This window comes from Microbacterium sp. Yaish 1 (assembly GCF_002245215.1).
Classification (GTDB): Bacteria; Actinomycetota; Actinomycetes; order Actinomycetales; family Microbacteriaceae; genus Microbacterium.
The window spans coordinates 559,560-582,545 of sequence record NZ_NPMR01000001.1; the positions used below are offsets into that span (position 1 = coordinate 559,560).

The 22,986-nt window shown below is 68.3% G+C and carries 22 protein-coding genes; 8 read left to right on the plus strand and 14 right to left on the minus strand.

From position 1 onward, the window contains the following. The first annotated feature begins 15 nt into the window (after positions 1-15). Genes rfbB through CI089_RS02785 form a run of 3 tightly spaced genes read left to right on the plus strand, consistent with a single transcriptional unit; the run spans position 16 to position 2,914 of the window. Positions 16-1,014, plus strand: a complete 999-nt coding sequence (gene rfbB, locus CI089_RS02775; protein ID WP_094260160.1) for a dTDP-glucose 4,6-dehydratase — start codon at positions 16-18, stop codon at positions 1,012-1,014. A gap of 3 nt (positions 1,015-1,017) precedes the next feature. After that, positions 1,018-2,436 carry a sugar nucleotide-binding protein gene (locus CI089_RS02780; protein WP_094260161.1) on the plus strand — a complete coding sequence of 473 codons (1,419 nt, stop codon included), beginning with the start codon at positions 1,018-1,020 and terminating at the stop codon, positions 2,434-2,436. 55 nt (positions 2,437-2,491) lie between these two features. Beyond that, complete coding sequence (locus CI089_RS02785) at positions 2,492-2,914, plus strand: GtrA family protein (RefSeq protein ID WP_256977411.1); 423 nt, start codon at positions 2,492-2,494, stop codon at positions 2,912-2,914. Positions 2,915-2,927: 13 nt separating this feature from the next. On the opposite strand, the gene CI089_RS02790 is transcribed toward CI089_RS02785, so the two are convergent. After that, on the minus strand, positions 2,928-3,332 hold the full coding sequence (locus tag CI089_RS02790) for a DUF2304 domain-containing protein (RefSeq protein WP_094260163.1): 405 nt from the start codon (positions 3,330-3,332) through the stop codon (positions 2,928-2,930). Beyond that, positions 3,329-4,066 (minus strand): glycosyltransferase family 2 protein, encoded by a 738-nt coding sequence (locus tag CI089_RS02795; RefSeq protein WP_256977414.1) that lies wholly within the window; start codon positions 4,064-4,066, stop codon positions 3,329-3,331. Before CI089_RS02795 ends, CI089_RS02790 begins: the two co-directional genes overlap by 4 nt. A 111-nt stretch (positions 4,067-4,177) precedes the next feature. On the opposite strand from CI089_RS02795, the gene CI089_RS02800 reads away from it, so the two are divergent. The 3 genes from CI089_RS02800 (at position 4,178) to CI089_RS02810 (ending at position 8,389) form a co-directional block, all read left to right on the plus strand. Continuing rightward, the gene (locus tag CI089_RS02800) at positions 4,178-5,722 is read left to right on the plus strand and encodes a DUF2142 domain-containing protein (RefSeq protein WP_094260164.1); all 1,545 of its coding nucleotides are present in this window, start codon (positions 4,178-4,180) and stop codon (positions 5,720-5,722) included. Between the two features lie 155 nt (positions 5,723-5,877). Then, the gene (locus CI089_RS02805) at positions 5,878-7,140 is read left to right on the plus strand and encodes a hypothetical protein (RefSeq protein ID WP_094260165.1); all 1,263 of its coding nucleotides are present in this window, start codon (positions 5,878-5,880) and stop codon (positions 7,138-7,140) included. A 103-nt stretch (positions 7,141-7,243) separates the two neighbouring features. Further along, positions 7,244-8,389: a glycosyltransferase gene (locus CI089_RS02810; RefSeq protein ID WP_094260166.1), complete on the plus strand. Its 1,146-nt coding sequence runs from the start codon at positions 7,244-7,246 to the stop codon at positions 8,387-8,389. A gap of 45 nt (positions 8,390-8,434) precedes the next feature. Here CI089_RS02810 and CI089_RS02815 read toward each other — a convergent pair whose 3' ends face one another. From CI089_RS02815 to CI089_RS02860, 9 genes are all read right to left on the minus strand, one after another. Beyond that, entirely contained in the window at positions 8,435-10,546 is a 2,112-nt protein-coding gene (locus CI089_RS02815; protein ID WP_094260167.1) for a hypothetical protein, read from the minus strand. Further along, complete coding sequence (locus CI089_RS02820; RefSeq protein ID WP_143738855.1) at positions 10,543-11,040, minus strand: hypothetical protein; 498 nt, start codon at positions 11,038-11,040, stop codon at positions 10,543-10,545. Before CI089_RS02820 ends, CI089_RS02815 begins: the two co-directional genes overlap by 4 nt. A gap of 111 nt (positions 11,041-11,151) precedes the next feature. Beyond that, complete coding sequence (locus CI089_RS02830) at positions 11,152-12,084, minus strand: glycosyltransferase family 2 protein (protein ID WP_094260170.1); 933 nt, start codon at positions 12,082-12,084, stop codon at positions 11,152-11,154. Between the two features lie 35 nt (positions 12,085-12,119). Next, entirely contained in the window at positions 12,120-13,205 is a 1,086-nt protein-coding gene (locus CI089_RS02835; RefSeq protein WP_094260171.1) for a glycosyltransferase, read from the minus strand. Between the two features lie 3 nt (positions 13,206-13,208). Beyond that, complete coding sequence (locus CI089_RS02840) at positions 13,209-14,651, minus strand: LCP family protein (protein ID WP_094260172.1); 1,443 nt, start codon at positions 14,649-14,651, stop codon at positions 13,209-13,211. Further along, complete coding sequence (gene purE / locus CI089_RS02845; protein ID WP_094261210.1) at positions 14,648-15,115, minus strand: 5-(carboxyamino)imidazole ribonucleotide mutase; 468 nt, start codon at positions 15,113-15,115, stop codon at positions 14,648-14,650. The genes CI089_RS02840 and purE overlap by 4 nt, the downstream gene beginning before the upstream one ends. A gap of 111 nt (positions 15,116-15,226) precedes the next feature. Beyond that, the gene (locus tag CI089_RS02850; protein ID WP_094260173.1) at positions 15,227-16,354 is read right to left on the minus strand and encodes a 5-(carboxyamino)imidazole ribonucleotide synthase; all 1,128 of its coding nucleotides are present in this window, start codon (positions 16,352-16,354) and stop codon (positions 15,227-15,229) included. 76 nt (positions 16,355-16,430) lie between these two features. Beyond that, entirely contained in the window at positions 16,431-16,985 is a 555-nt protein-coding gene (locus CI089_RS02855) for a PH domain-containing protein (protein WP_023955485.1), read from the minus strand. 62 nt (positions 16,986-17,047) lie between these two features. After that, the gene (locus CI089_RS02860; RefSeq protein WP_094260174.1) at positions 17,048-17,836 is read right to left on the minus strand and encodes a biotin--[acetyl-CoA-carboxylase] ligase; all 789 of its coding nucleotides are present in this window, start codon (positions 17,834-17,836) and stop codon (positions 17,048-17,050) included. Positions 17,837-17,965: 129 nt separating this feature from the next. On the opposite strand from CI089_RS02860, the gene CI089_RS02865 reads away from it, so the two are divergent. Continuing rightward, positions 17,966-19,555 carry an acyl-CoA carboxylase subunit beta gene (locus CI089_RS02865; protein ID WP_179223211.1) on the plus strand — a complete coding sequence of 530 codons (1,590 nt, stop codon included), beginning with the start codon at positions 17,966-17,968 and terminating at the stop codon, positions 19,553-19,555. Continuing rightward, on the plus strand, positions 19,552-19,803 hold the full coding sequence (locus tag CI089_RS02870) for an acyl-CoA carboxylase subunit epsilon (RefSeq protein WP_256977417.1): 252 nt from the start codon (positions 19,552-19,554) through the stop codon (positions 19,801-19,803). The genes CI089_RS02865 and CI089_RS02870 overlap by 4 nt, the downstream gene beginning before the upstream one ends. 220 nt (positions 19,804-20,023) lie before the next feature. On the opposite strand, the gene CI089_RS02875 is transcribed toward CI089_RS02870, so the two are convergent. Genes CI089_RS02875 through CI089_RS02885 form a run of 3 tightly spaced genes read right to left on the minus strand, consistent with a single transcriptional unit; the run spans position 20,024 to position 22,981 of the window. Continuing rightward, the gene (locus CI089_RS02875) at positions 20,024-21,100 is read right to left on the minus strand and encodes a hypothetical protein (protein ID WP_094260176.1); all 1,077 of its coding nucleotides are present in this window, start codon (positions 21,098-21,100) and stop codon (positions 20,024-20,026) included. Beyond that, positions 21,097-22,335: an ATP-binding protein gene (locus CI089_RS02880; RefSeq protein ID WP_094260177.1), complete on the minus strand. Its 1,239-nt coding sequence runs from the start codon at positions 22,333-22,335 to the stop codon at positions 21,097-21,099. The genes CI089_RS02875 and CI089_RS02880 overlap by 4 nt, the downstream gene beginning before the upstream one ends. Next, complete coding sequence (locus CI089_RS02885; protein WP_094260178.1) at positions 22,325-22,981, minus strand: response regulator transcription factor; 657 nt, start codon at positions 22,979-22,981, stop codon at positions 22,325-22,327. Before CI089_RS02885 ends, CI089_RS02880 begins: the two co-directional genes overlap by 11 nt. Positions 22,982-22,986 lie beyond the last annotated feature (5 nt).

A 22,986-nucleotide genomic window follows, 5' to 3' on the forward strand; every position in this document is an offset into this window, starting at 1 on the left:
GGTAGCCTGGAGGGCGTGTCCACGCTTCTTGTGACCGGCGGCGCCGGGTTCATCGGTTCGAACTTCGTTCACCACGTCATCGACCACACCGATCACTCGGTGATCGTGCTTGACAAGCTCACCTACGCGGGCAACGCCGCATCCCTTGCGGGCCTGCCGGAGGATCGGGTGCGCCTGGTGCAGGGCGACATCGCCGACGCCGCCCTCGTAGACGAGCTGTTCGGCCAGGTCGACGCCGTCGTGCACTACGCGGCCGAGTCGCACAACGACAACTCCCTCCACGACCCCCGCCCGTTCCTCGACACGAACATCGTGGGGACCTACACCCTGCTCGAGGCAGCGCGGAAGCACGACAAGCGCTTCCACCACATCTCCACGGACGAGGTGTACGGCGACCTCGAGCTCGACGACCCGGCACGGTTCACCGAGTCCACGCCGTACAACCCGTCCTCGCCCTACAGCAGCACCAAGGCCGGCTCCGACCTGCTCGTGCGCGCATGGGTGCGTTCGTTCGGGGTGAAGGCGACGATCAGCAACTGCTCGAACAACTACGGGCCGTATCAGCACGTCGAGAAGTTCATCCCCCGCCAGATCACCAACGTCCTGCGCGGCATCCGCCCCAAGCTCTACGGCAAGGGCGAGAACGTGCGCGACTGGATTCACGCCGACGACCACTCCTCCGCCGTGCTGACGATCCTCGATAAGGGCGTCATCGGCGAGACGTACCTCATCGGCGCCGACGGCGAGAAGGACAACAAGACCGTCGTCGAACTCATCCTCGCCCTCACCGGCAACCCCACCGACGCGTACGACCACGTCACCGACCGCCCCGGACACGACCTCCGCTACGCGATCGACTCCACGAAGCTCCGCACCGAGCTCGGCTGGACGCCGCGCTACCAGGACTTCGAAGCCGGCCTGAAAGCGACCATCGACTGGTACCGCGACAACGAGGACTGGTGGGCGCCCGCGAAGGACGGCGTCGAAGCTTTCTACGCCTCGAAGGGGCAGTGACGCGTGGCCATCGAGTTCGGCAAGACGCTCACGGTCACCGAGACCGCCATCCCGGGGCTGATCGTCCTCGATCTGCCCGTGCACGGCGACTCACGGGGTTGGTTCAAGGAGAACTGGCAACGCGAGAAGATGACCGCGGCCGGCATCGATCTGCCCGACTTCGGCCCGGTGCAGAACAACATCTCGTTCAACGACGCGGTGGGCACGACCCGCGGTATCCACGCCGAGCCCTGGGACAAGTACGTCTCGGTCGCCACGGGCCGCATCTTCGGCGCTTGGGTCGACCTTCGTGAGGGGCCGACCTTCGGGGCCGTCTACACCGCTGAGCTCGACCCCTCGCGAGCGATCTTCGTCCCGCGCGGCGTCGGGAACTCGTATCAGACGCTCGAGCCCGACACCGCGTACACGTACCTCGTGAACGACCACTGGTCGCCCGATGCGACCTACACCTTCCTGAATCTCGCCGACGAGACCGCCGCGATCGAGTGGCCGATCCCGCTCGATCAGGTCGAGATCAGTGAGAAGGACAAGAACCACCCGCGTCTTTCCGATGTGGTTCCGATGCCGCCCAAGCGCATCCTGGTGACCGGCGCGAACGGCCAGCTCGGCCGGGCACTGCGCGCCGAGTTCGGCGATCACCCCTGGATGGAGTACGCGGGGCGGGACGAGCTCGACCTGACGTCGCCCGACCTGGCCTCCGCGCGCCGGTGGCGCGACTACAGCACGATCATCAATGCGGCCGCGTACACGAAGGTCGACCTCGCCGAGACCCCCGAGGGGCGCGTCGACGCCTGGGCGGCCAACGTCACCGCGGTCGCCGCGCTGGCGCGCATCGCCACGGCGAACGGCATCACCCTCGTCCACGTCTCGAGCGACTACGTGTTCGATGGAACGAAGGACGGCGCCTACACCGAGAGCGACCCCGTGTCACCGCTCGGCGTCTACGGACAGACGAAGGCCGCCGGTGATGCCGTGGTATCCGTCGTCCCCCGTCACTACATCGTCCGCACCAGCTGGGTGATCGGCGACGGCAACAACTTCGTCCGCACCATGGCGTCTCTCGCCGAGCGGGGCATCGATCCGAAGGTCGTCGACGACCAGATCGGACGCCTGACGTTTACGGACGACATCGCGCGCGGCATCCGGCATCTGCTGGACAGCGGTGCGGCCTACGGCCTTTACAACGTCAGCTCGTCGGGCGCCGCGTCGACCTGGTTCGACGTGGCGCAGGATGTCTTCGCACAGACCGGTCACGATGTTGGCCGCGTCAGCGGCGTCAGCACGGAGGGCTATTTCGCGGGGGCAGCGCATCCCGTATCAGCGAGGCCGCGTAACAGCGAACTGGATCTGTCTGCATTGGAGGCGAGCGGATTCTCGCCAACTGCGGGTGCCGACGCCCTCCGCGCATACCTGAGATCGTGAAGCTGCGTTGCGCAACAGCAGGTCCGGCGCCTCGGACTCTCGCGAGGAACCGATCGTGCGGCTGAGCGCACTCGTGCCCGCACCGATGAAGCGGATGTGGAGAAACAGTGCAGTCAGGTACCTCGTCGTGGGCGGCGTTGCCTTCATTTTCGACTTCGGACTGCTGTTCGTTTTGCATGACCTGGTCCACATCGACCTGGTGATCGCTACGCCCGTCGCCTTCTTCACGAGCTTCGCGCTGACGTTCGTAATGCAACGGGCGATCACGTTCCAGACCGGCGCGGGATGGGGATCGAGTGCTGCCAAATACACAGCACTCGTGATCTTCAACGCCTTCGCCACCACCGCGATCGTCACGGGCATTGATGCTCTCGGATGGCCGTGGGCCCTAGGAAAGGCGATCGCCGTCGCGTCGACGACGGTATGGAACTACTTCGGTTACCGCTACTGGATCTTCCCGCCGGAGCGCAGCCAGTAGTGTCGGCGCACTGTCACTCGGCGCGACCGTCCCGAGGCGGATCACCGTGAACCCGGGAGCACTCGCTCCGGGAATTGAACCGCGCCCTCAACTCGTCGAGGTCAGTTCGAAGGATCGCGGCCTCCTCTGCGAGGCGACGGATCTCGTCTTCGGCCCGAGACAGCTCCCACGACAGGTGGAGGGCAACTCCGACGAGCAGCACGATGGAAAGGGCGAAGATGAGGTTAGCTGGCACCTGGACACCGAGCACGTCGGTCAGCTGCAAGAGCAGCCCAGGGAACACCGAGATGACGAGGAGGGCGAGACCGATGATCAGCCAGAGGGTTGCGTACTTCTCGCGAAGCTGGCGTCTCAAAAGTAGGCCGATGATGATCGCGAGGACGACGATCGCGAATATTATTCCTGCGGCAATGATCATGACGCTGCTGCTTCCACGGGTCTAGCGGGCCCACGCATCAACGCGAGGCTGAGAGCAAAGACCGATCGCGTCAGGTACACCGTGGCTCCGATCGGATTCTGACTGGGCCGGCCGAAGGCCCGCGGCCGCATCGCAACCGGCACCTGCGTGACCGTCAAACCCGCGTGCAGCGCATTCACCAGCGAGTCCACCGTGTCGCCCAGGTATTCGGCCGGGTAGTAGCGGACGTATTGATCGATCGCGACCGCGTTGGCGGCACGGAAACCACTCGTCACGTCCGTGAGAGTTGTCTTCGCCACCCGCGACAAGACGCCGGCGAGCAGTTTCATCGCCCACCGGCGCGGACCCTTCGCGGAGTAATCACCGACGTCAGCGAACCTCGCCCCGATCGAGATGTCGGCCGTGTCGAGTCCTGCGAGAACGGCGGCGATATCGCGCGGGTTGTGCTGGCCGTCAGCATCCACCTGGATCGCTCTCTGGAAGCCATGTCGCTGCGCGTAGGTGAATCCGGCACGCATGGCACCCCCCACCCCCATGTTGAACGGGAGCGTGAGTACCCGCGCACCTGCGGCGGCTGCTACCGCGCCCGTCCCGTCCGTCGACCCATCGTCGACCACCAGAACCTCAAACTGCTCAGGTTGCTCTCGTATCTCTGCCACCGTCGCGGCGATGTTCGCGCACTCGTTCCATGCGGGCACGATGACGAGAGTCTCGGGGTGTAGGGCAGTGGGCACGCTCGATCCTAACAAGGGTCGTGACTCAGCTTGGAGGGGTTCACCTGTAGTCTGTGGTCCGCCCCGGCGCGTTTCCGAGGCCAGTTGCAGAGAGTGATCGAACAGCAGCCCATGAGCATACGTTCCACCTTCGTCGACCTCCTTCATCGCCACCGAACGGCCGAGGTTCTTCTTCTCGCACTCGCGGTGCTGATGATCCTCGGGACGGGGGCAGTGTTCCTGCCGATCGCCTCGGGAGCCGACGAGGCCGCTCACTACATCTACGCGTCGGCAGCGGTTCGCGGTCAAGCAGGCCTCCTCGAGCCGATGGTGCCAGAGCGCATCGCCAACACCCACAAGTTCGCCGCGTGTATTGCTTTCCACCCGGAAATCACCGCGTCCTGCCAGGGACCCCTACGTCTCGACTCAAACGCCGACATTCGTTCGCAGACCAATGCTGGCCTCTACAACCCGGTGTTCTACCTTTGGGCGGGCTTGGGATCCCTCATCGTTCCGACGGAATATGGCATGTACCTCTCACGAGCGCTTGCAGCTATCGTGACGTCCGCGTTCCTCGCCTGGGGGTTGTCGCTGCTGCGGCGCGGCGCGACGACCGGGTGGCCCCTCGTCGGAGCAGCGCTCGTGCTGACTCCGATGACCTTGTACGTGGGGATGGTCGTGAATCCGAGCGCTTGGGAGATCGCCACGATCTTCTGCGTCGCCGTGGCGGCCTATCAGCTATTCGCTAAACGCAGGCAAGCTCGCGGGTGGACGGAGCAACATACACTGCTGCTGATCTCGGGGTCGCTTCTCATAGTCACGCGTGGGCTATCACCCCTCTTCCTCCTCCTTGCGGCTATAGCTGTCGTGACCGCGGTGGGGTGGCGCAGGGCGTTCGGGCACCTTCGCGACCGCAGCACGCAGATCGTGCTGATCGCGCTGATCGCTATCGCGGTATGGAGCGTTATTTGGGTAGCCGGACATGGCACCTACTACGTGGGAGTCGAGCGTCCCGAGACACTTGCCGAGGGGCTCGAGGGCATTTCAATCTTCTACTCGTCCTACTACGAGCAGTTGAATCAGATGTACGGCGACCTCGGGTGGTTGGACCTGCCGAGCCCTCACATCCTTTCTCTGGTCTGGCTGATGTTCATCGGGGCTTACGTGGTCGTCGCGTTCGCAGTCGCGCGTCGACGCGGGAAGATCGCCCTGCTCATCGCCTTCGCCTCAGCGACAGTCGTCCCCGGTGTACTGGCAGGACTGCAGTGGTCGGGAGTCGGCTGGCAGGGACGATACTCGCTGCCGCTCGTCGCCACGCTGCTGATCGTCACGGGTTTTGTCGCAGACCGCGGGCTAAGCGGACGAGGTGACCAGATCGGGCCTCGGCTAGTCCGCACCCTGCGCATCCTCGCCGTGGGCGTGTTCGCCGTCGGCGCCGTCGTAATGACCGTGCAGACCGCCCATCGGTACAGTGTCGGCGCCTCCGAACCGTGGCTCGCAAGCCCGTCCTGGCTCCCACCGCTTCCCGGGTGGATGCTGACCGTCGTTCTGGGCGTAGGCCTCGTCGCGATTACGACGTTTCTCCTCCGCGCCGCCCCGGGAGCTGTGCCCGAGGAAGTCGACGAGGCTTCGGCCGCGCCCCGCAGATCGAACCGGATGGGGGCAGACCGACCGTGAGATCACCACTGTCCGAGACCGCCGACGAAGAGAACGCCGGTACCGGGACCGCTGGCGAACCCGCGCAAGAGTCCCGCCGGAGTACGAGCAGCGGGGCGAACACTCGACACCTTCGAGGGCATCGTTCGCATGCGCGACTATATCGATGGATACGGGTGCTTTCTCCGCTCGTCATTGTCATCGTAGGGTTTCTTCTAGCCTGGTTCCGGCTCAGCGGCACAGAACGCGGCGCGCTGTGGGCCGAGGACGCGGCGATTTTCTCCGCCCGCGCCCTTGACCCCGCTCTGCTCACCGCGGGGATCTTCACCCCGTACGCGGGCTACACCCACGCGCTGCCGCAGATCATCGCCAGTGCGATCTGGGCAGTCATACCGGCCGAGCATGTGGCCATAGCGACCTCGGCCGCATCGTGCCTCGTCGCGGCGTCAGTCGGTGCTCTCGTTTTCCGTCTCACCGACCACTGGCGCATCCATCCTGCGTCAAGAGTCGCGTTGGCCAGCATCACCGTACTCTCCCCCGGACTCGCTTACGAGGCGCTCGGCAATCTCGCCAACCTACATTGGCTGCTCCTATTCTTAAGCCCCTTCCTCTTCTTGGCAGCACCGCGAACGTGGTGGGGAAGCGTCGCACTCGCCGTCGTCGCACTCTTGGTCGTGGCGACGGAGATACAGGCCGCTGTGTTCGCACCGCTGCTGCTGTGGCGCTTGCGAGCTCGCAAGAGGTGGCCCTTGTATGCAGGCGCCGCGATCGGCGCACTCATCCAGGCATGGGCGTTTCTCAATTTCGACAAAACACGAGGCGACGGCGGTCGCCCCTCGCCTGCCGCGCTGGTCGACGGCTACTTTCTACAGGCGCCGCTTTCTGCCTTCACCGGGAGCGGCAAGGGTTCTTCCGCACTTGTCGCCTACTCCGGCTGGGACGTCGCATACGTCGCACTGGTGCCCTTTCTGGCGGCCGCTGTCGTGTACGGATGGCGACGACGCTCTCGCGCATTGCTCGTGACAGCACTCCTCGGCGCCTCGGTGGTCATCTGGGGCGCGGGGTTCTGGATGAACTTCTACGAACAGTTCGACTTCGCGAAGATGGGGTTCGAGACGCTGGCTGGCGGCGTGCCCCTATTGCGCTACTCCATCGTCCCGATCATGTTGCTGTGGGCGATCGTTGCACTCGCGGTGGGAGGGCGCCCGGACGGTCGTCTCGGCGGAGCGGGTATCGCGACCCTCGTGATAATGGCTTCAGTGTTCGCCGCGAGCTACCATGTCGATGACGGCGCCGCCAGAGGCAACGGGCCGACGTGGAGTCCGGAGGTCGAGAATGCCGCCCGGACATGCAGCAGCGACGTCGGCATCGTTATAGTGACCGTCCCCGCCGCGCCGGACGGATGGTTCGTCGACCTCCCGTGTGACGATCTCCGCTGATGTCAAGCCTTAGCCTCAGCATGCGCACGGCGGGCATCTAATATCATCTATCGAGCAGCATCGGCCCGAACGCATCCGCGGGACGGGGCGTCGAGAGGACCAGATGACCACGCCAGCCACTATCGTCGTGCCCACCTACAATGAATCGGCGAACGTCGCCGACCTGGTCCGCCGCCTCGAAGCCGCATCAGACGGACAGATCGCCGAGATCATCTTTGTCGACGACTCGACCGATGACACCCCGGCGGTTATCCGTGCTGTGGCGCGCCACGCGGCCATTCCGGTGCGCGTCATCCACCGCGAGCACGCCGACGGCGGCCTGGGAGGCGCCGTGCTCGTCGGGCTCCATTCCGCCACCACCGACGTCTGCGTGGTGATGGACGGCGATCTGCAACACCCACCCGAGGACGTTCCTCGACTCATCCGGGAGTTCGAGCTGAACGGCTCCGACATCGTTGTGGCCTCACGCTACAGCGGCGACGGCACTGCGCATGGGCTCGCAGGAATCGTGCGAACGGGCGTGTCGAGGCTGTCGACGCTCGTCACCAAGTCCATGTTCCCCGTCCGCCTGAGGTATTGCTCCGACCCAATGACGGGCTTCTTCTTGGTGGACCGTAGCGCGGTCGACCTGGGTGGCCTTCAGCCCCGCGGGTTCAAGATTCTGCTCGAGATACTGGCACGTGAGACCCTCAAGGTGAGCGAGATCCCATTCGACTTCGCAGAACGCAACGCCGGCGATTCCAAAGCGTCCTTCAGGCAGGGACTGCATTTCATCGCCCAGCTCGCGGCCTTGAGGTTCGGGAAGATGTCCCTCTTCGCCCTCATCGGCGCTCTCGGGGCGGTCCTGAACATTGGGATCGTGTGGGCTCTCACTCAGCTCGGCGTCAACTACATCGTCGCTGCCATCATCGCTGCGGAAGCCACAATCGTGGGCAATTTCATACTGCAGGAACGATTCGTCTTCGGCGAAATGCGCGCCAACGCGTCAAACCTCGGCTCTCGCTTCGCCAAGTCGTTCGCTTTCAACAACGCGGAAGCCGCCGTCCGTATCCCCGTAATGGCCGTTCTCGTTGAGACATGGCATATCTCTAGCGTGGTGGCTACCGCGTTCACCCTCGCTGTCGCGTTCTTTGCCCGCTTCCTTTTCCACTCCCTCGTCGTGTATGCGCCGCGCAGGGGCGGCTCGTCGACAAGCGCGAACCAGCAGGTCGCTTTCGAGAGGCAGATGACCGGACCGACCGAGCTTTGACGACACGGCCACCGTCCGTGAGCGGTTCCGTAGCCGCGTCCTCGACTACGGAATAGCTCGACACCCGAGCAGCGTATTCGACCGCCCGGTGTCGTCGACGGCGTAGACGCAGACGTTTCGGCTACCCGTGCGCAACGGCAGCGAGACGTCGTAGCCTCGACGCACTCCGTACGCAGGGTACGAAGCAGCCACATCCGGACGGTCGCGATTCGTCTCGAATATCGCGCCAACACCATCGAGATAGGCGTGAATAGCCGTGGGGCCTGCGGTATCGGGGTCGATAGCCCACCCCGCGAGTCGGAGCGACCTGCCGTCGGACGAGACGGATACCACGTCAAGGCTGCCGATCGGACTACGGCCGAGCGCTTGTGGCGCGAGAGCACTCTCGACGGTCTTGCATCCGAGGAGGCGGTTGGGTCCCGCGGTATTGATCGCGTACGCGCACACGTCGAGCCTGTTTGCTGTCAGCGGCGCAGACGCGCTGAAGCCGTGGCCGGGGCCATAGAGCGGGAACGCAGCCCCGATATCCGACCGACGCCGATCCGCCTGGGTCGCAATTCCGTTCGCGCCGAAGTAGATGTGCACAGGGATGGCCGCCGCCGTGTCGGGATCGATGGCCCATCCTGCCGCCGTGACCGTCTGGCCCGACACCGAGACGACGTCAAGAGCACCGATCGGCTCGCGCCCTTGATCGGGGCCACCCGGCACTCTGACGGTTGAGCACGTCACGGTCCGGTTGTCGCCGACTCCGACGTTGATGGCGTAGATGCAGACGGAATGGTCGCCGGGGGTCAGCCCGATGGTCTCCGAGAATCCGTGCCGTGTTCCGTAGGCCGGATAATGTGGCGCGAGGTCGGCGCGGTTCCGGTTTGCGCTCGAGATACGCCCCACGCCGTCCACGTAGATGTGGAGACTCACGGGTTCTGTGGTGTCCGGGTCGATAGCCCACCCCGCGATGGTCATCGAGTTGACGGTGAGCTGGGTCGAATCGATCGTCACGATCGGAGACCCGGCCATAGCGGTCATGCTTCGACACCCAAGTAGCGTATTCGCTCCACGACCAACGTTAATTGCCCAGGCGCATACCTGCAGCTCTCCTTCGGCCGACGCGGGGAAGGTGCGGTCGAAGCCGCGAGCGGCGCCCAGGCCGGGAAAAGCAGCACCGACGTCGGGGCGCGAACGATCCGCTCGCACGGCGTAACCGGCCCCGCCGATGTAGACGTGCACATCGATCGACTCGGCAGTGTCAGGATCCGCCGCCCAGCCGGCAACGCGGAACTGTCCCGGCGAGACCTCGACCACGTCGAGGCTTCCTATCGGACGGTGGGCGAGATCAGATTCAGTCGACCCGAACCAATCGGTGTAGAGCCGCCAGAAGTTGCGGTTCCCATACGAGGAGCACGAGTCGCCCGTGCCGTACAGATTGTTGAGCGCAGCCTGGTTGGGGACGTACGGAGTGTAGATGTACAGACCCGCCGTCGCCTGGTTCTCGATGTAGACGCGCTGGGTGCCGCAGTTGTTGTACGGGTGGTACAGGATGTTGTTCCAGCGGCCGGCCTGGTAGCCGAAGTCCTGCGGGAACGCCTTGTAGATCTTGTACTGCCGAGCCGCGTAGTAGACCTGGTAGAAGAAGCCGAGCGTCGCGGAATCACAGGGAGCCGTGTCGGGGCATCCCTGTCCGGTCGCCGCCGCGTAGGCGCGCGCGGTCGGGGAGGTCGACGTGACCAGCGACTGCTCCTTCTCGAGCAGGACCAGGATGACCTTCTGGCTGATGCCGCACGAGCGGGCGACGCGATCGATGATCGTGGACGCACTCTCGTTGCCGCGCCCCTCGTACCCGTTGCAGTAACGGTCGGACGGGCGGTTGTCGGTGTTCTGACGGTAGTCCTTGAGACACGTGTAACCCGACGAGCAGGACCGCACCTGGCGCTCCATGAATGCTTGGATCTCGGGTGAGCCCATCGCGTTGGAGTCGTAGAACGCGGCGTCGCTGATGATGTTGCCGGGATTGAAGTCCGAGCCCGATGCCGCCGCGGCAGCCGGAGCCGGAGCGATCGACGACGACAGCGCCACCGGTGCCGCGACGAGCAGGGCGACGGCGCACACCCATGCGGCGAGGACCGCGACGGACGAGCGGATGCTGCGGCGCGCGCTCACTGGCTCGACTCGACGCTCGAGTCGGCGGAACGCGCCCGCGTCGACGAGGACTCGTACTGCACGTCGAACCGCGTCGCCGTGGAGTCGGATGCGACGTCGGCCGACATGAGGCCGCAGTACGTCACACCGTTACCGGCCGTGCTGGTGATGGTAGCCACCCCGACGCCGTCGACCCGGAGCGTGCAGGTGCCGTCATCCTCGCTGACGCCGGGGATCATCGCCGTCACCTCGAGCGTCGCACCCCGCTGCTCGGCCGTCACGATCAGGACCTCCCCGTTGTAGGGGGTGTCCACCTCGACCGTCTCGGTCGGGACCGGCACATCCGGCGTGGCAGTGTCATCCGCCGTCGGGGTCGGCTCGGGCGTCGGGCTCTCCAGCGTCGCCGTCGGCGTGGGCGACGGTGTCATCGCACCGCCGACGGGCGTGGCGCAGGCGCTCAAGGCCAGCATCCCGATCACGAGGCCCCCGAAGAGTCGGAAGCTCGTGGCGGTCACCGAGGACGTTGTTCTGCGCGCGCGGGGAGAGGTCACCCTCTCATTCTGCGGCCATCGCCTCGTTCGCACAGCATCGACGCCCCATTCGTCATCCGTCCGTTACGGCGACGGTCAGCGCGACATCCGGCGGCGCAGACGGCGCAGCCGTGACCAGATCGGCTGATGGGCGTCGATGTCGGCGCGGATGGCGGCACGCTGCTCGCGCTGTTCGCGCCGCAGCGACTCGACCTCGCTCCGCAGCTCCGCGACGATGCGACGCTCCATGGCGCCCAGGTAGAGCGGCAGTCCGGCGCCGTTGGCCGCCACCCAGGAACGGAGCTCGCGGTCGCGAACGATCATGTCGTCGCGGTCATGGAGGTGCTCGAGCGCGAACATGCTGTTCCCCTCGGCACCCGACGCGCTCGGACGCTGCGTCCAGAAGGCCAGCGGCGCTCCTCCGATGAAGCCGAGCGTCCCGACCGCGAGGACGCGGAGGTAGAACTCCCAGTCCTCGACGGCTTCGAGCGACTCGTCGTAGGGGCCCACCCGCTCGTGCAGCGCACGGCGGTAGAGCAGCGAGATGGGGACCGCACGGTTCACCTCGAGCAGATCGATGAAGCGCAACGCGGTCAGATCCGCCCAGAACGGCACGCGCCCGGTCTCGACCCAGCGTCCCGCCCGTTTCTCCTCGTAGACGATCGCCGTCGCGACCCCGACCCCCGAGTCGTCCGGGTGCTCGTCGAGGAAAGCGACGGTGCGCTCGAGGAACTCCGGCGCCCAGAGGTCGTCATCGTCATGGATGACGACGAACTCCGTGTCGAGAGCGTCGACGCCCGTGTTCGCTGCGGCGCACCGACCGCCCGGGGCGCGGGAGTCGAGCACTGTCACGGTCTCGGCGACGGCCGACCCCCTGACCGCCGCGTCGACAGCGGCGCGATCACTGCCGTCGTTCACCACGACGATCCGCCGATCGCCGAAGGTCTGGGCGGCGACATCGGCGAGCGCCCGGGCGAGGAACTCGGGCCGGTCGGCCGTGCGAATGACGACTCCTACGCGTGCGGGCATACGTCCACCCTAGGAGGAGGAAACCGGCGCCCGCGTCACAGCTCGGCGTGGAGCGCCCACACGCGCTCGGCGTGATCGCGCCACGAGAAGGCGCGACCGCGGTCGCCGGCGCGCACGGCCCACCGATGGAGCTCCTCCGGCGACGCCAGCACCTCGCCCGCGGCATCCCGCAGCTCGTCGAACGGTGCGATGCGCGCGCCGTCCAGGAGCACCTCGCGATGGACGGGTGAGTCGCACGCCACGACGGGGACGCCCAGCACCATCGCCTCGACGGCCCGCCAGGGGAAGCCCGACCCGTCGGAGAGCGCGATCAGCAGCACGGCCGCGTCGAGGACGGCGGCGCGGTCGGCGGGGTCGAGCCGGCCGGGCACGATGACGCGGTCACGGTCGATTCCCGCCTCGGCGATCGCCCCGGCGACGTCGGCGGGCTCGTCGAAGACGACGACGCTGGAGGTCTCCTCCCCCGCGATCGAGGCCAGCACGGCGCGCAGCTGCTCATCGGTGCCGCCGGCGACGACGGCCACCCGGTCGGGCACGCCGAGTTCACGCCGCCGCCCGACGGCGTCGGTCGGAACACGGAACTGCGCGGGAGCGGCGCCCGGGATGACGCGGATCCGACCGCTGAGCTTGGGCGCGATGTCGGCGAGGCGATGCGCCGTCGCGTGCGCGGGGACGACGACGGCATCCGCGTGCTTCTCGGCACGCTTGAGCAGGGCACGATGAGCCAGCAGAGTGGCCCGCGGGAAGAGCGCGGGCGAGTCCCACACCGCGAGGTCCCAGAGCGTCACGACGGTCTGGTCGTTGTCGTGTGCGCGGTCGTGCTTGACGAGCGGTGCGAGCAGGGTCGGCGCGTGCATCAGCCCGCCCGCGACGCCTCCCGAGATCCCCATCGGCCACGAGGCCAGCAGGCCGGTCCGCGGGAACGGGGCCCGGATGGTCTGCGCCAGGCCGTCGACCGCGGCGGCCGTGTCCACGGCGTCCGACGGGACGACGGCCGCAACCTCGCATCGTGCCGGCGCGGTCTCGATGAGCGCGCGTGCCACCTCGAGGGATGCCTCGGCGGAATCGGCGTCGACGACGTCGATCAGCTGGTCGAGGACGACCCGGAGAACCGTGCTCATCGTTCAACCCTCCGGCTCGGGGGTGGGGGTCTGCGGGTGGAGCGCGTCCTGCACCATCTGTCGGACGAGGGCCCAGTCGGGGTCCGCCTCCTCGATGCCGTTCGCGGGGGTGAGCTCGATCGTGGTGACCGGCTGCTCCTTGGCCTTGATGGCGATGTCGGCGAGGAAGGGCAGCAGATCGGCGGGGATGTCGGTCTGCACGAGCACCTGGCCGGCGTCGGCGATCTCGGTGAACCGGTCGAGCACGTTCTGCGGGGTCATCTGGGCGAGGATCGCCTGCTGGAGCTCGCGCTGGCGGCGCATCCGGTCGAAGTCGCTCGTCGTGTACCGCGACCGGGCGTACCACTGGGCGGTGTCGCCGTCCATGTGCTGCTGTCCGGCCTCGATCCACCCCTCGGCCCAGTCCTCGGCGCTCTGCCCCTCGTACCGCGGGCCACCGCCCTTGGGCAGACGCTCGACCACGTTGATGTCGACACCGCCGAGGGCGTCGACGAGGTCGGCGAAGCCCTTCATGTCGATGAAGACGTAGTACGGGATGGTGATGCCGAGAATGCCTTCGACGGCGTCCTTGGTCGCTTCCACACCCGGCGACGAGCCGTTGTTCTTCGCATCCGGATAGAGAGCGTTGCCGTCGCGGCAGATCTCGACCTCGGTCTGCAGCTGATTGATGCCGCTGCTCCACCCGCAGTTCGGATCGACACGGCCTTCGTGGATGTCGGGATACAGATCCTTCATCGGCCCGGGCGCGAACGGGAAGTGCCCCATGTCGCGCGGGACGCCGGTGATCGTGGTGGCCCCGGTCTCCGCGTTCACGGACACGACGGAGATCGAGTCGAAGCGCATGGAATCGCGGCCTTCACCGCTGTCGGCACCGAGCAGGAGGATGTTGTAGTAGCCGTCCGACGGCGGAACGCTCGGCCCGCTCGAACCGAAGACGGTGCTGAGCGTCTCTCGGACGGAGTTGACCCGGTCGAAGGTCCAGGCAGCCGCCGAGGTCGACGCGACGGCGAGCACGATGGCCAGGAGCGGTACGCCGATGCGGGCGACGGTTCCGGCCCGCACGAGTCGCACGAGCCGCAGCGTGTCGACCGTCAGCACGAGCCAGAGCACCGCGTAGAACGCGATGAGGGCCTGGACGATCAGCAGCACGAACCAGTTGGTCGCGAGCGAGAGGAGCAGCGGACGCCACAGCAGTCCGGTCAGCACGGTCAGAAGGGCGAGGGCCCACATCGTGATCGTCGCCGCGAGGCCGAACCGCCCCAGGCGCCGGTTGCCCGCGAGCACCTGGGCCGAGCCGGGCAGCAGGAAGGTCAGCACGACGAGCCACCAGCCGCGGCGACCCATGACCTCGGGCGACGAGGTGTCGGGATGCCGGAGCGGACGCTCCTCGATGAGGTTCGAGCGTCGCGGCCGCGCGGAGCTGCGCGGCGGGGCGCTGACGCTCACAGGGAATCCTTGAGGCGGCGGTTCTTCTCTTCGACCTGCTGCTCGAGCCCGCGCGCGTACTCCTCCAGCCGATCCGCGAGTGCCGGATCCCCGGCTCCGATGATGCGCGCGGCGAGCAGGCCGGCGTTCTTCGCACCGTTGATCGAGACGGTGGCGACCGGGATGCCGCCCGGCATCTGCACGATGCTCAGCAGCGAGTCGAGCCCGTCGAGGGTTGCGAGCTGGACGGGGACGCCGACGACCGGCAGCGGCGTCAGCGATGCCAGCATCCCCGGAAGGTGCGCTGCTCCCCCGGCCCCGGCGACGATGACGCGCAGCCCCCGGCCCCGCGCCTCACGGCCGTAGCGCAACAGCTTGTCGGGGGTGCGGTGAGCCGAGACGACTTCGACCTCGTGGGCGACACCGAGCTCGGTGAGCGCCTGCGATGCGTCGCTCATGACGCGCCAATCGGAGTCCGAACCCATGACGACCCCCACGAGCGGGGCGTCCGACGAATGCAGCGGCGAGGATGTCACCGACCCAGGTTAGGTGGGCGACCTGAGGAAATCCCGGAGCGGCGCGGTGCCCCGTCGGGCTCAGTCGTCGAAGTGAGCGGCCACCACGCGGGCATCCCCCACGACGGCGTCGAGGTCGTCGCCGGAGAGGTTCACGTGCCCCACCTTGCGACCCGGCCGCGGCGACTTGCCGTAGGTGTGGACCTTCGCCCCGGGGTGGGCGTCGAGAGCGGCGGGGATGCGGGCGGCGAGCGAGTCGGAGACCGGGCCGCCCAGGATGTTGATCATGACCGACCACGGTGCTCGCGGAGACGTGTCGCCGAGCGGCAGGTCGAGCACGGCGCGCAGGTGCTGCTCGAACTGTCCCGTGACAGCGCCGTCCTGACTCCAGTGACCGCTGTTGTGCGGGCGCATCGCCAACTCGTTGACGAGCAGACGCTCGTCGGCCGTCTCGAAGAGCTCGACGGCGAGCATGCCCGTGACGCCCAGCCCCTCCGCGATCGCGACGCCGATCGTCTCGGCGACCTCGATCAGGCGCTGACCGGCCCGCGGAGCCGGCGCGATGACCTCGGCGCACACGCCGTCGCGCTGCACCGTCTCGACCACGGGGTACGAACGCCACGCGCCCGAGGGGCGCCGGGCGACCTGCTGGGCGAGTTCGCGAGTGAACTCCACGAGCTCCTCGACGAGGAGCTGTCCGCCCGGCTCGAGCGCGTCGAGCCAGTCGGCGGCTTCGTCGGCGGCGCGCACGACCCGCACGCCCTTGCCGTCGTAGCCGCCGCGCGGGGTCTTCACGACCGCGCGTCCGCCGTTGTCGTCGAGGAACGCCTGCAGGCCGGCGGCATCCGAGATCGCGGCCCACTCGGGCTGCGGCATCCCGAGCTCGGCGAGCCGCGCGCGCATGCGCAGCTTGTCCTGCGCGTAGAAGAGCGCGTCGGGACCGGGGTGGACGGCGACGCCCTCGTCGACGAGGGCCCGCAGCACCTCCTGCGGAACGTGCTCGTGATCGAAGGTGATGACGTCGACGTCGCGCGCGAACGCGCGCACCGTGTCGAGGTCGCGGTAGTCGCCCGTCGCGGTCGCCGCGATCGCGGCGGACATCCCGGCCTCCTCGGCCAGCACGCGCACGTCGATGCCCAGCTCGACGGCCGGCGCGATCATCATGCGGGCCAGCTGCCCTCCGCCGACGATTCCTACTCGCAACGACATAGCGCCTCCTCCGGGTTCGCATCCATCATCGCGCACCGCGCCACGTGGCCGCACGCGCGACCGGACTCGGGCGTGCTCAGGAATCGGAGCCGACGACCGGCATGCTGTGGGAGTCACGATGCGCGAGGATCTGGCTCACCTCGACCTGATCGGCCAGCACCTCGTGGACGAGCGCGACGGCCGGGATGCTCCGCAGCCGCATCGAGGGATCGACGCCGTTCGAGAGCGTCAGCGTGCCGGTGCCGTTGAGACGTTGCAGCGGGCCGCGCGACTCGTCGATGCCGTAACCGCGGATATGGCTGAGCTCGGCCCGGCGGCGGACGATGAGTCCCGAGGTCTCGATGACCCGGCGGGTCGTGATCGTGTACGAGTGCGCGAGCCAGCGCAGGTACGGCAGCACCACGAGGAGCACGACCACCAGTCCTGCGGCCGACCAGAGCATGACGTCGGTGAAGGGCTCGGGGAGGTTGTCCGTGAAGTACCCCGTCACGCCCGCCACCACGATCAGCAGCAGCGCGGGCCACAGCAGCGGCCCGGCGTGCGGGCGCAACCGCGCGACGCGCAGCTCGGGAGCGGCAGCACCGAGCGCGGGTGCGACGGGTCGGCCGAACGAGGCTGCGGGCTGAGTCACAGCACCATCATGACGCGCGGGTGCGACAACGCGGCGACGGCACGCCCGGATGCCGCCAGGGCTCAGCCGACTGCTCGGACATGCACGACGTCGCCGGCTCCGACGACGCTCTCGACCGCACCGGTGCGCACGACCAGGCGACCGTCGTCGTCGAGGCGCTCCGCCGTTCCCGTCAGCGTCTCGCCGCCGGGGAGCGAGACGACGACGTCCTCGCCGATCGTGACGCACACCGCGGCGACGCGCTCGCGCAACGGCTCGTCCGCGCCCGCCACCGCGAGGTGCGCGATGTGATCGCGCAGGCCCGTGAGATAGTCCGCCAGCAGTCGGTCCTCGTCGACCGGAGCGCCGAGCGCCGCGAACGACGTCGCGGTCGCGACCGGCAGGTCGACCTCGGCCATGGTCGTGTTGACGCCGGCGCCGAGGATGACGTCCCCGTCCTCCCCCGGAAGCACCTCGGCGAGGATGCCGCTGATCTTCCGTCCGTCGACCAGGACGTCGTTCGGCCACTTCACGCCCACCCGGCGGTCGCGCAGCTGTGCGGAGACGGCGTCGCTCATGGCGAGACCGGCGACCAGCGGGATCCAGCCGCGCGAGTGCACGGGCACGGCACCCACGCGCAGCAGCACCGAGATCGCGAGCGCGGTGCCGGCCGGAGCCGTCCAGCTGCGATCGAGGCGGCCGCGACCGGCGCGCTGGTCGGTGGTCAGGAGGACCGAGAGGTGCGGATGGGCATCGGGGTCGGCCTCGACATCGCGACGGAGGTGGGCGTTCGTCGAATCGGTGTGCTCGACAACGTGCACGCGGGGCGAGACCGCGGCCGCGCGGGGATATCCGTTCTCGGGGATGCTCATGGCGTCACCCTACGACGTCGGATCGGAACGCGGCGAGGGGTTGCGTCCGAGGGTTTCCACAGGTGATCCGCGTCGTCGTTGTCGGTGTGCTCCAACGGCTGCGGGGCGGCGCTGGATAGGGTGGAACGCGTGACCGACCAGCCCGACCTGTCCACGACCGCCGGCAAGATCGCCGACCTCCGCGCCCGCTACCAGACGGCCGTCGTCGACGCCGAGACCGCGGCACGCGAGAAGCAGCACAAGAAGGGCAAGCTCACCGCGCGCGAGCGCATCGAGATGCTCGTCGACCCGGGTTCGTTCGTCGAGCTCGACGAGTACGTGCGCCACCGCACCACGGCGTTCGGCATGGATCGCTCCCGCCCGTACGGCGACTCGGTCGTCTCGGGAGTCGGAACCATCCACGGCCGCACCGTCGCGGTGTATTCGCAGGACTTCACCACGTTCGGCGGCTCGCTCGGCGAGTCGGCGGGCGAGAAGATCATCAAGGTCATGGAGCTCGCCCTGCGCGGCGGAATGCCGATCATCGGCATCCTCGACTCGGGCGGAGCGCGCATCCAGGAGGGCGTCGTGGCTCTCGGCAAGTACGGCGAGATCTTCCGCCTGAACACCGCGGCATCCGGCGTCATCCCGCAGATCTCGCTCATCATGGGCCCCGCCGCGGGCGGCGCGGTGTACTCCCCCGCCCTCACCGACTTCGTCATCATGGTCGACAAGACGAGCCAGATGTTCGTCACCGGTCCCGACGTCATCAAGACGGTCACGGGCGAGGACGTCGGCATGGAGGAGCTCGGCGGGGCGCACACCCACAACACCCGTTCGGGTGTCGCGCACTACCTCGCCGAGGACGAGGATGACGCGATCGACTACGCACGTTCGCTGCTGAGCTTCCTGCCCGACAACAACATGTCGGACGCCCCGGTCTACGAGACCGGGTTCGAGTGGGAGACCACCGACGACGACCGCTCCCTCAACGCCGTCATCCCGGACTCGCCCAACCAGCCGTACGACATCCACCAGGTGATCGCGGGCATCGTCGACGAAGGCGACTTCCTCGAGGTGCAGCCTCTCTTCGCCCCCAACATCGTCGTCGGATTCGGTCGGGTGGAGGGCCGTACCGTCGGCATCATCGCCAACCAGCCCTCGCAGATGGCGGGAACGCTGAACATCGACGCCGGCGAGAAGGCGAGCCGTTTCGTGCGCTTCTGCGATGCCTTCTCGGTGCCGATCGTCACGCTCGTCGACGTTCCGGGCTACCTGCCGGGCACCGACCAGGAGTGGACCGGAGTCATCCGCCGCGGCGCCAAGCTGCTCTATGCCTACGCCGAGGCAACGGTCCCGCTCGTGACGGTCATCCTGCGCAAGGCGTACGGCGGTGCGTACATCGTGATGGGGTCGAAGCAGCTGGGCGCCGACGTCAACGTCGCCTGGCCCACGGCCGAGATCGCCGTGATGGGCGGGCAGGGTGCCGTGAACATCCTGTACCGCGGCGAGATCAAGCGTGCCGAGGAGGCGGGCGAGGATGTCGCCGCCGTGCGGTCCCGCCTGGCCTCCGAGTACACCTACAACGTCGCATCCCCGTTCCTCGCCGCAGAACGCGGTGAGCTCGACGGCATCATCGAGCCCGCGCAGACCCGCGTGTACATCGCGAAGTCGCTGCGCGCGCTGCGCGGCAAGCGCGCCGAGCTGCCCGCGAAGAAGCACGGGAACATCCCGCTGTGACCGGCCCGGAAGACGCTCGAGACGAGGCGGCGCGCGACCAGCGTCCCCTGCGCATCGAGGTGCGCCGCGGCACCCCGACGCCCGAGGAGCTCGCCGCCGTCATCGCGGTCGTGAGCGAGTCGTACGCCCAGGAGGCCGCCGAAGCGGTCGCCCCCGAGCCGGCACCCGAATCCGCGTGGCGGCGCTCGGCGCGCGCGCTGCGGACGCCGCTGCGCCGCGGCTTCGGCTGGGGCCGATTCACCGGCTGACGCGCCGGCCGGCCCGGTCCGCGTGGCCGAGATTTTGTCCCCCGAAATACCTACAGACAGATCTGGCACACTGCCGCAGACTGGATGTGCTGGAACGCTACTGCGTTCGGTCACCTGAGCTTCACGCCGGTGACTGCTGCGAGTCGGTTTTCGGGTAACCACTCGCATGGCGAGGGGCGGGCGGCTTCGCCGCCCCTCGCCCCCAGCACCTCACGGCACGTCAGGGACGCGGACGCGGGCGCGCGATCTCCCGCCAGAGATCCACCGTCTCGTCGGTGCCGTCCTCATGACGCGACCGCCCGACCACCGTGACCGCCGTGTCGGGATGCGTCGACGTGCGGATGTAGAGGCGCTCCGAGCGGACGCCCTCGAGCACCTCGGCGAGCTCGGCCCGGATGCCGGCGAGCTCTCGGTCATCGAGACCGTCGAGGCCGCCCTCGTCGAGGAACGTCACGTGGGAGCCGGCCCGCCGAACGTCCTCCAGCACGCGGCGCACGGCGTCGTCCAGCAGACGCGGCCCCCGCAGCTCGTCGCGCAGGCGCCCCTCGGCGAGCCGCGCTTGCAGCCGCTCGTCGTCGTCGAGGTCGCCGTCGGCCTTGATGGTTCGCGAGAGCACGGGCCCGGCCACAGCGAGCGCGCGCTGCACGCGCACCCGTCTCTCGCGGCGGCGTCCCTCCTGGGTCGCCAGCCACTCCGACGCCTCGCGCTGGAGCGCGGTCAGCTGCGCGGTCTCGACGGCCGCTCGGTCGATCAGAAGCACGATGACCTGGGCACCGCCCACCCACAGCGCCGAGCCTACGGCGCCGAGAGAGAGGGTGGGCTCGGGGCCGATCCAGATCACCGACTGCAGGAAGAGCATCGCGATCCCCGACCACGCGACGATCGATCGCCGACGGACCACGAGGATCGCCATCAGCGCCCCGAGGCCGCCGAGACTCCAGGTCGCGAAGGGCTGCAGCCGTCCCGCCTCCCCCGCGGCCCACCACGTGGCGGACGGGATCACAACGGTCACGGCGAGGGCGAGCAGCGCGATCCACAGCGGCAGCGGCGCCGGCCGGCTCATCCCCGCCGTCACGGCACTGACCGCCGGAGCATCGGCTCCGGGGCGGGAGGGAACGCCCATGGGGCGCGTCGGCCAGAAGATGCACAGGCCGGTGACGGCGAGGTAGACCACGAGATTCAGGACGAGGACGACCGGCACGTCGACCGGCCGGGTCCAGATCATCCCGCCCACCGCCAGGTAGGCCGTGAACGCGACCCCGAGCGCCGAGAGCACCCAGCGCACCGAACGGTTCATGAGCGCTCCCGCCAGCTGATCGACACGGTCGTCCCCGACCCGTCGGAATCGACCGTGGCCACTCCGGCCACCGCGGCCACGCGCGCGATGATCGAGGCTCGGATGCCGAGTCGGTCCTCGGCGACGCGAGCCGCCTCGAAGCCGGGGCCGTCATCGCTGACCTCGATGCTCAGGCCTGCCCCGTCAGCGCGGAACGACACCCGCAGGTTCGCCGCGCCGGCGTGTTCGACCGAGTTGGTGACCGCCTGCGCGGCCGCGAGCTGCAGCGCCCGCGCGACGCGACCCGGGACCGGCCGGGCGTCGGGCCTGACATCCTGCATCACCGCCGCGTCGGGGTGCAATCGTCGCACGGTCGCTTCGAGCTCGGCGCCGATGGTCGCTGCCGCCAACGGCGCGTCCGGCCCCTCGCCCGCCTCCTGATCGACGTTGGCGAGACGCGTGAGGGCGTCGCGGGCCATCGAGACCGCGAGAGTGCGCTCGCGGTCGGTCTCGGCTCGTTCGGCCGCGATGAGCGCCGCCAGGACGCTGTCGTGCATGAGGGCCGCGACAGCGACGCGTTCCTTCTCGACCGCATCGGCGGCAGCGGCCTGCGCGAAGGAGCGGACGGCCCCCTCCCGCCCGCTGTCGATGCTGGCGGCGAGGGAGCGCAGGATCCATCCCACGACGATCAGGACGCTCGCGAGGATGATCGCGAACGCCGAGTCCAGCGCCACGTCCAGCACGGTGGCCGGCGTGAGCGGCAGCAAGGTCAGCCGCATCGCGCCGTACAGCAGCGGAAGCAGGAAAGCCCACACGATCTGCCCCGCGAGCGGCATGCAGAACACCGCGGCGACCGTGCCGACGTTGATGAGGAACCACAGCCAGGGCTGCTCGTCCACCGTCGTGGGGGTGCGGGCTGCGAGCGGCCAGAGCAGGGTCGCGATCGGGAAGACCCCGGCGAAGATGCCGGCGAAGATGCGGACGGCGCGCGAGGTGATGAGCGAGACGCACATCAGCAGGAGCGAGCCGAGGACGGCGATCAGCAGCACCGTGTTCCATGTCGAGTGCCCGGCCGGGGCGCTCAGGGCGCCCACGAGCGCCTGGATGCCGATGACGGCGCTTCCCGCCCCGACGACGATTCCCAGGATGCGGTCGATGCGCGACTGCGTGAACCGCTGCGTCTGCGCCAGGGCTTCGCGGAACTCCGCAGGCCGGCGGGGACGCGGGATGCTGGCGCCCGCGGGTTCAGCGGGCATCGGAGGCTTCGGTGACGAGACCGTCTTCCATCGCGCGGCGGAGGAGGTCGACCTTGGTGGGTGCGGGACGGCCGACCTCGACGTACTTCACCCGGACCCGGGTGATGTTCTCCTTGGCGGTGGAGTACGCGATCCCCAAGCGCTCGGCCACGGCCTTGAGCGGGAGGCCTGCGGCGTACAGCCGCAGCACGTCGCGCTCCCGTGCGGAGAGCTGAGCATCGGCGAACGCCCGGTCGCCGTCGACGGCACTCGCCCACTCGACGTTGTCGAGGTGCTCACCGCGCGCGACCGTCTGGATGGCCGAGACGACGTCGTCGGCGCGCGCCGACTTGCTGATGACGCCGAGCGCTCCGGCGGCGAGCGCTTCGCGCACCGCGACCGGACGGTCGGCGACGCTGTGGATGATCACCTGCGAACCGTTCCACACGAGCTGCGCGACGTTCTCGGACACGGTCGCGCCGTCGCCGAGCATGAGGTCGAGGACGACGACATCCGCGGGTGTCTCACCGGTGTCTTTGCGCCATCGCAGGTACTCCGCGACGGTGCTGCCGGTGAAGACGACCTCGCCGACTCCCGCACGGGAACAGGCCGCGGCGAGCCCGAGTCGGACCGACTCGTGATCGTCTATGAGTGCCACCCGTGTCATGCGCT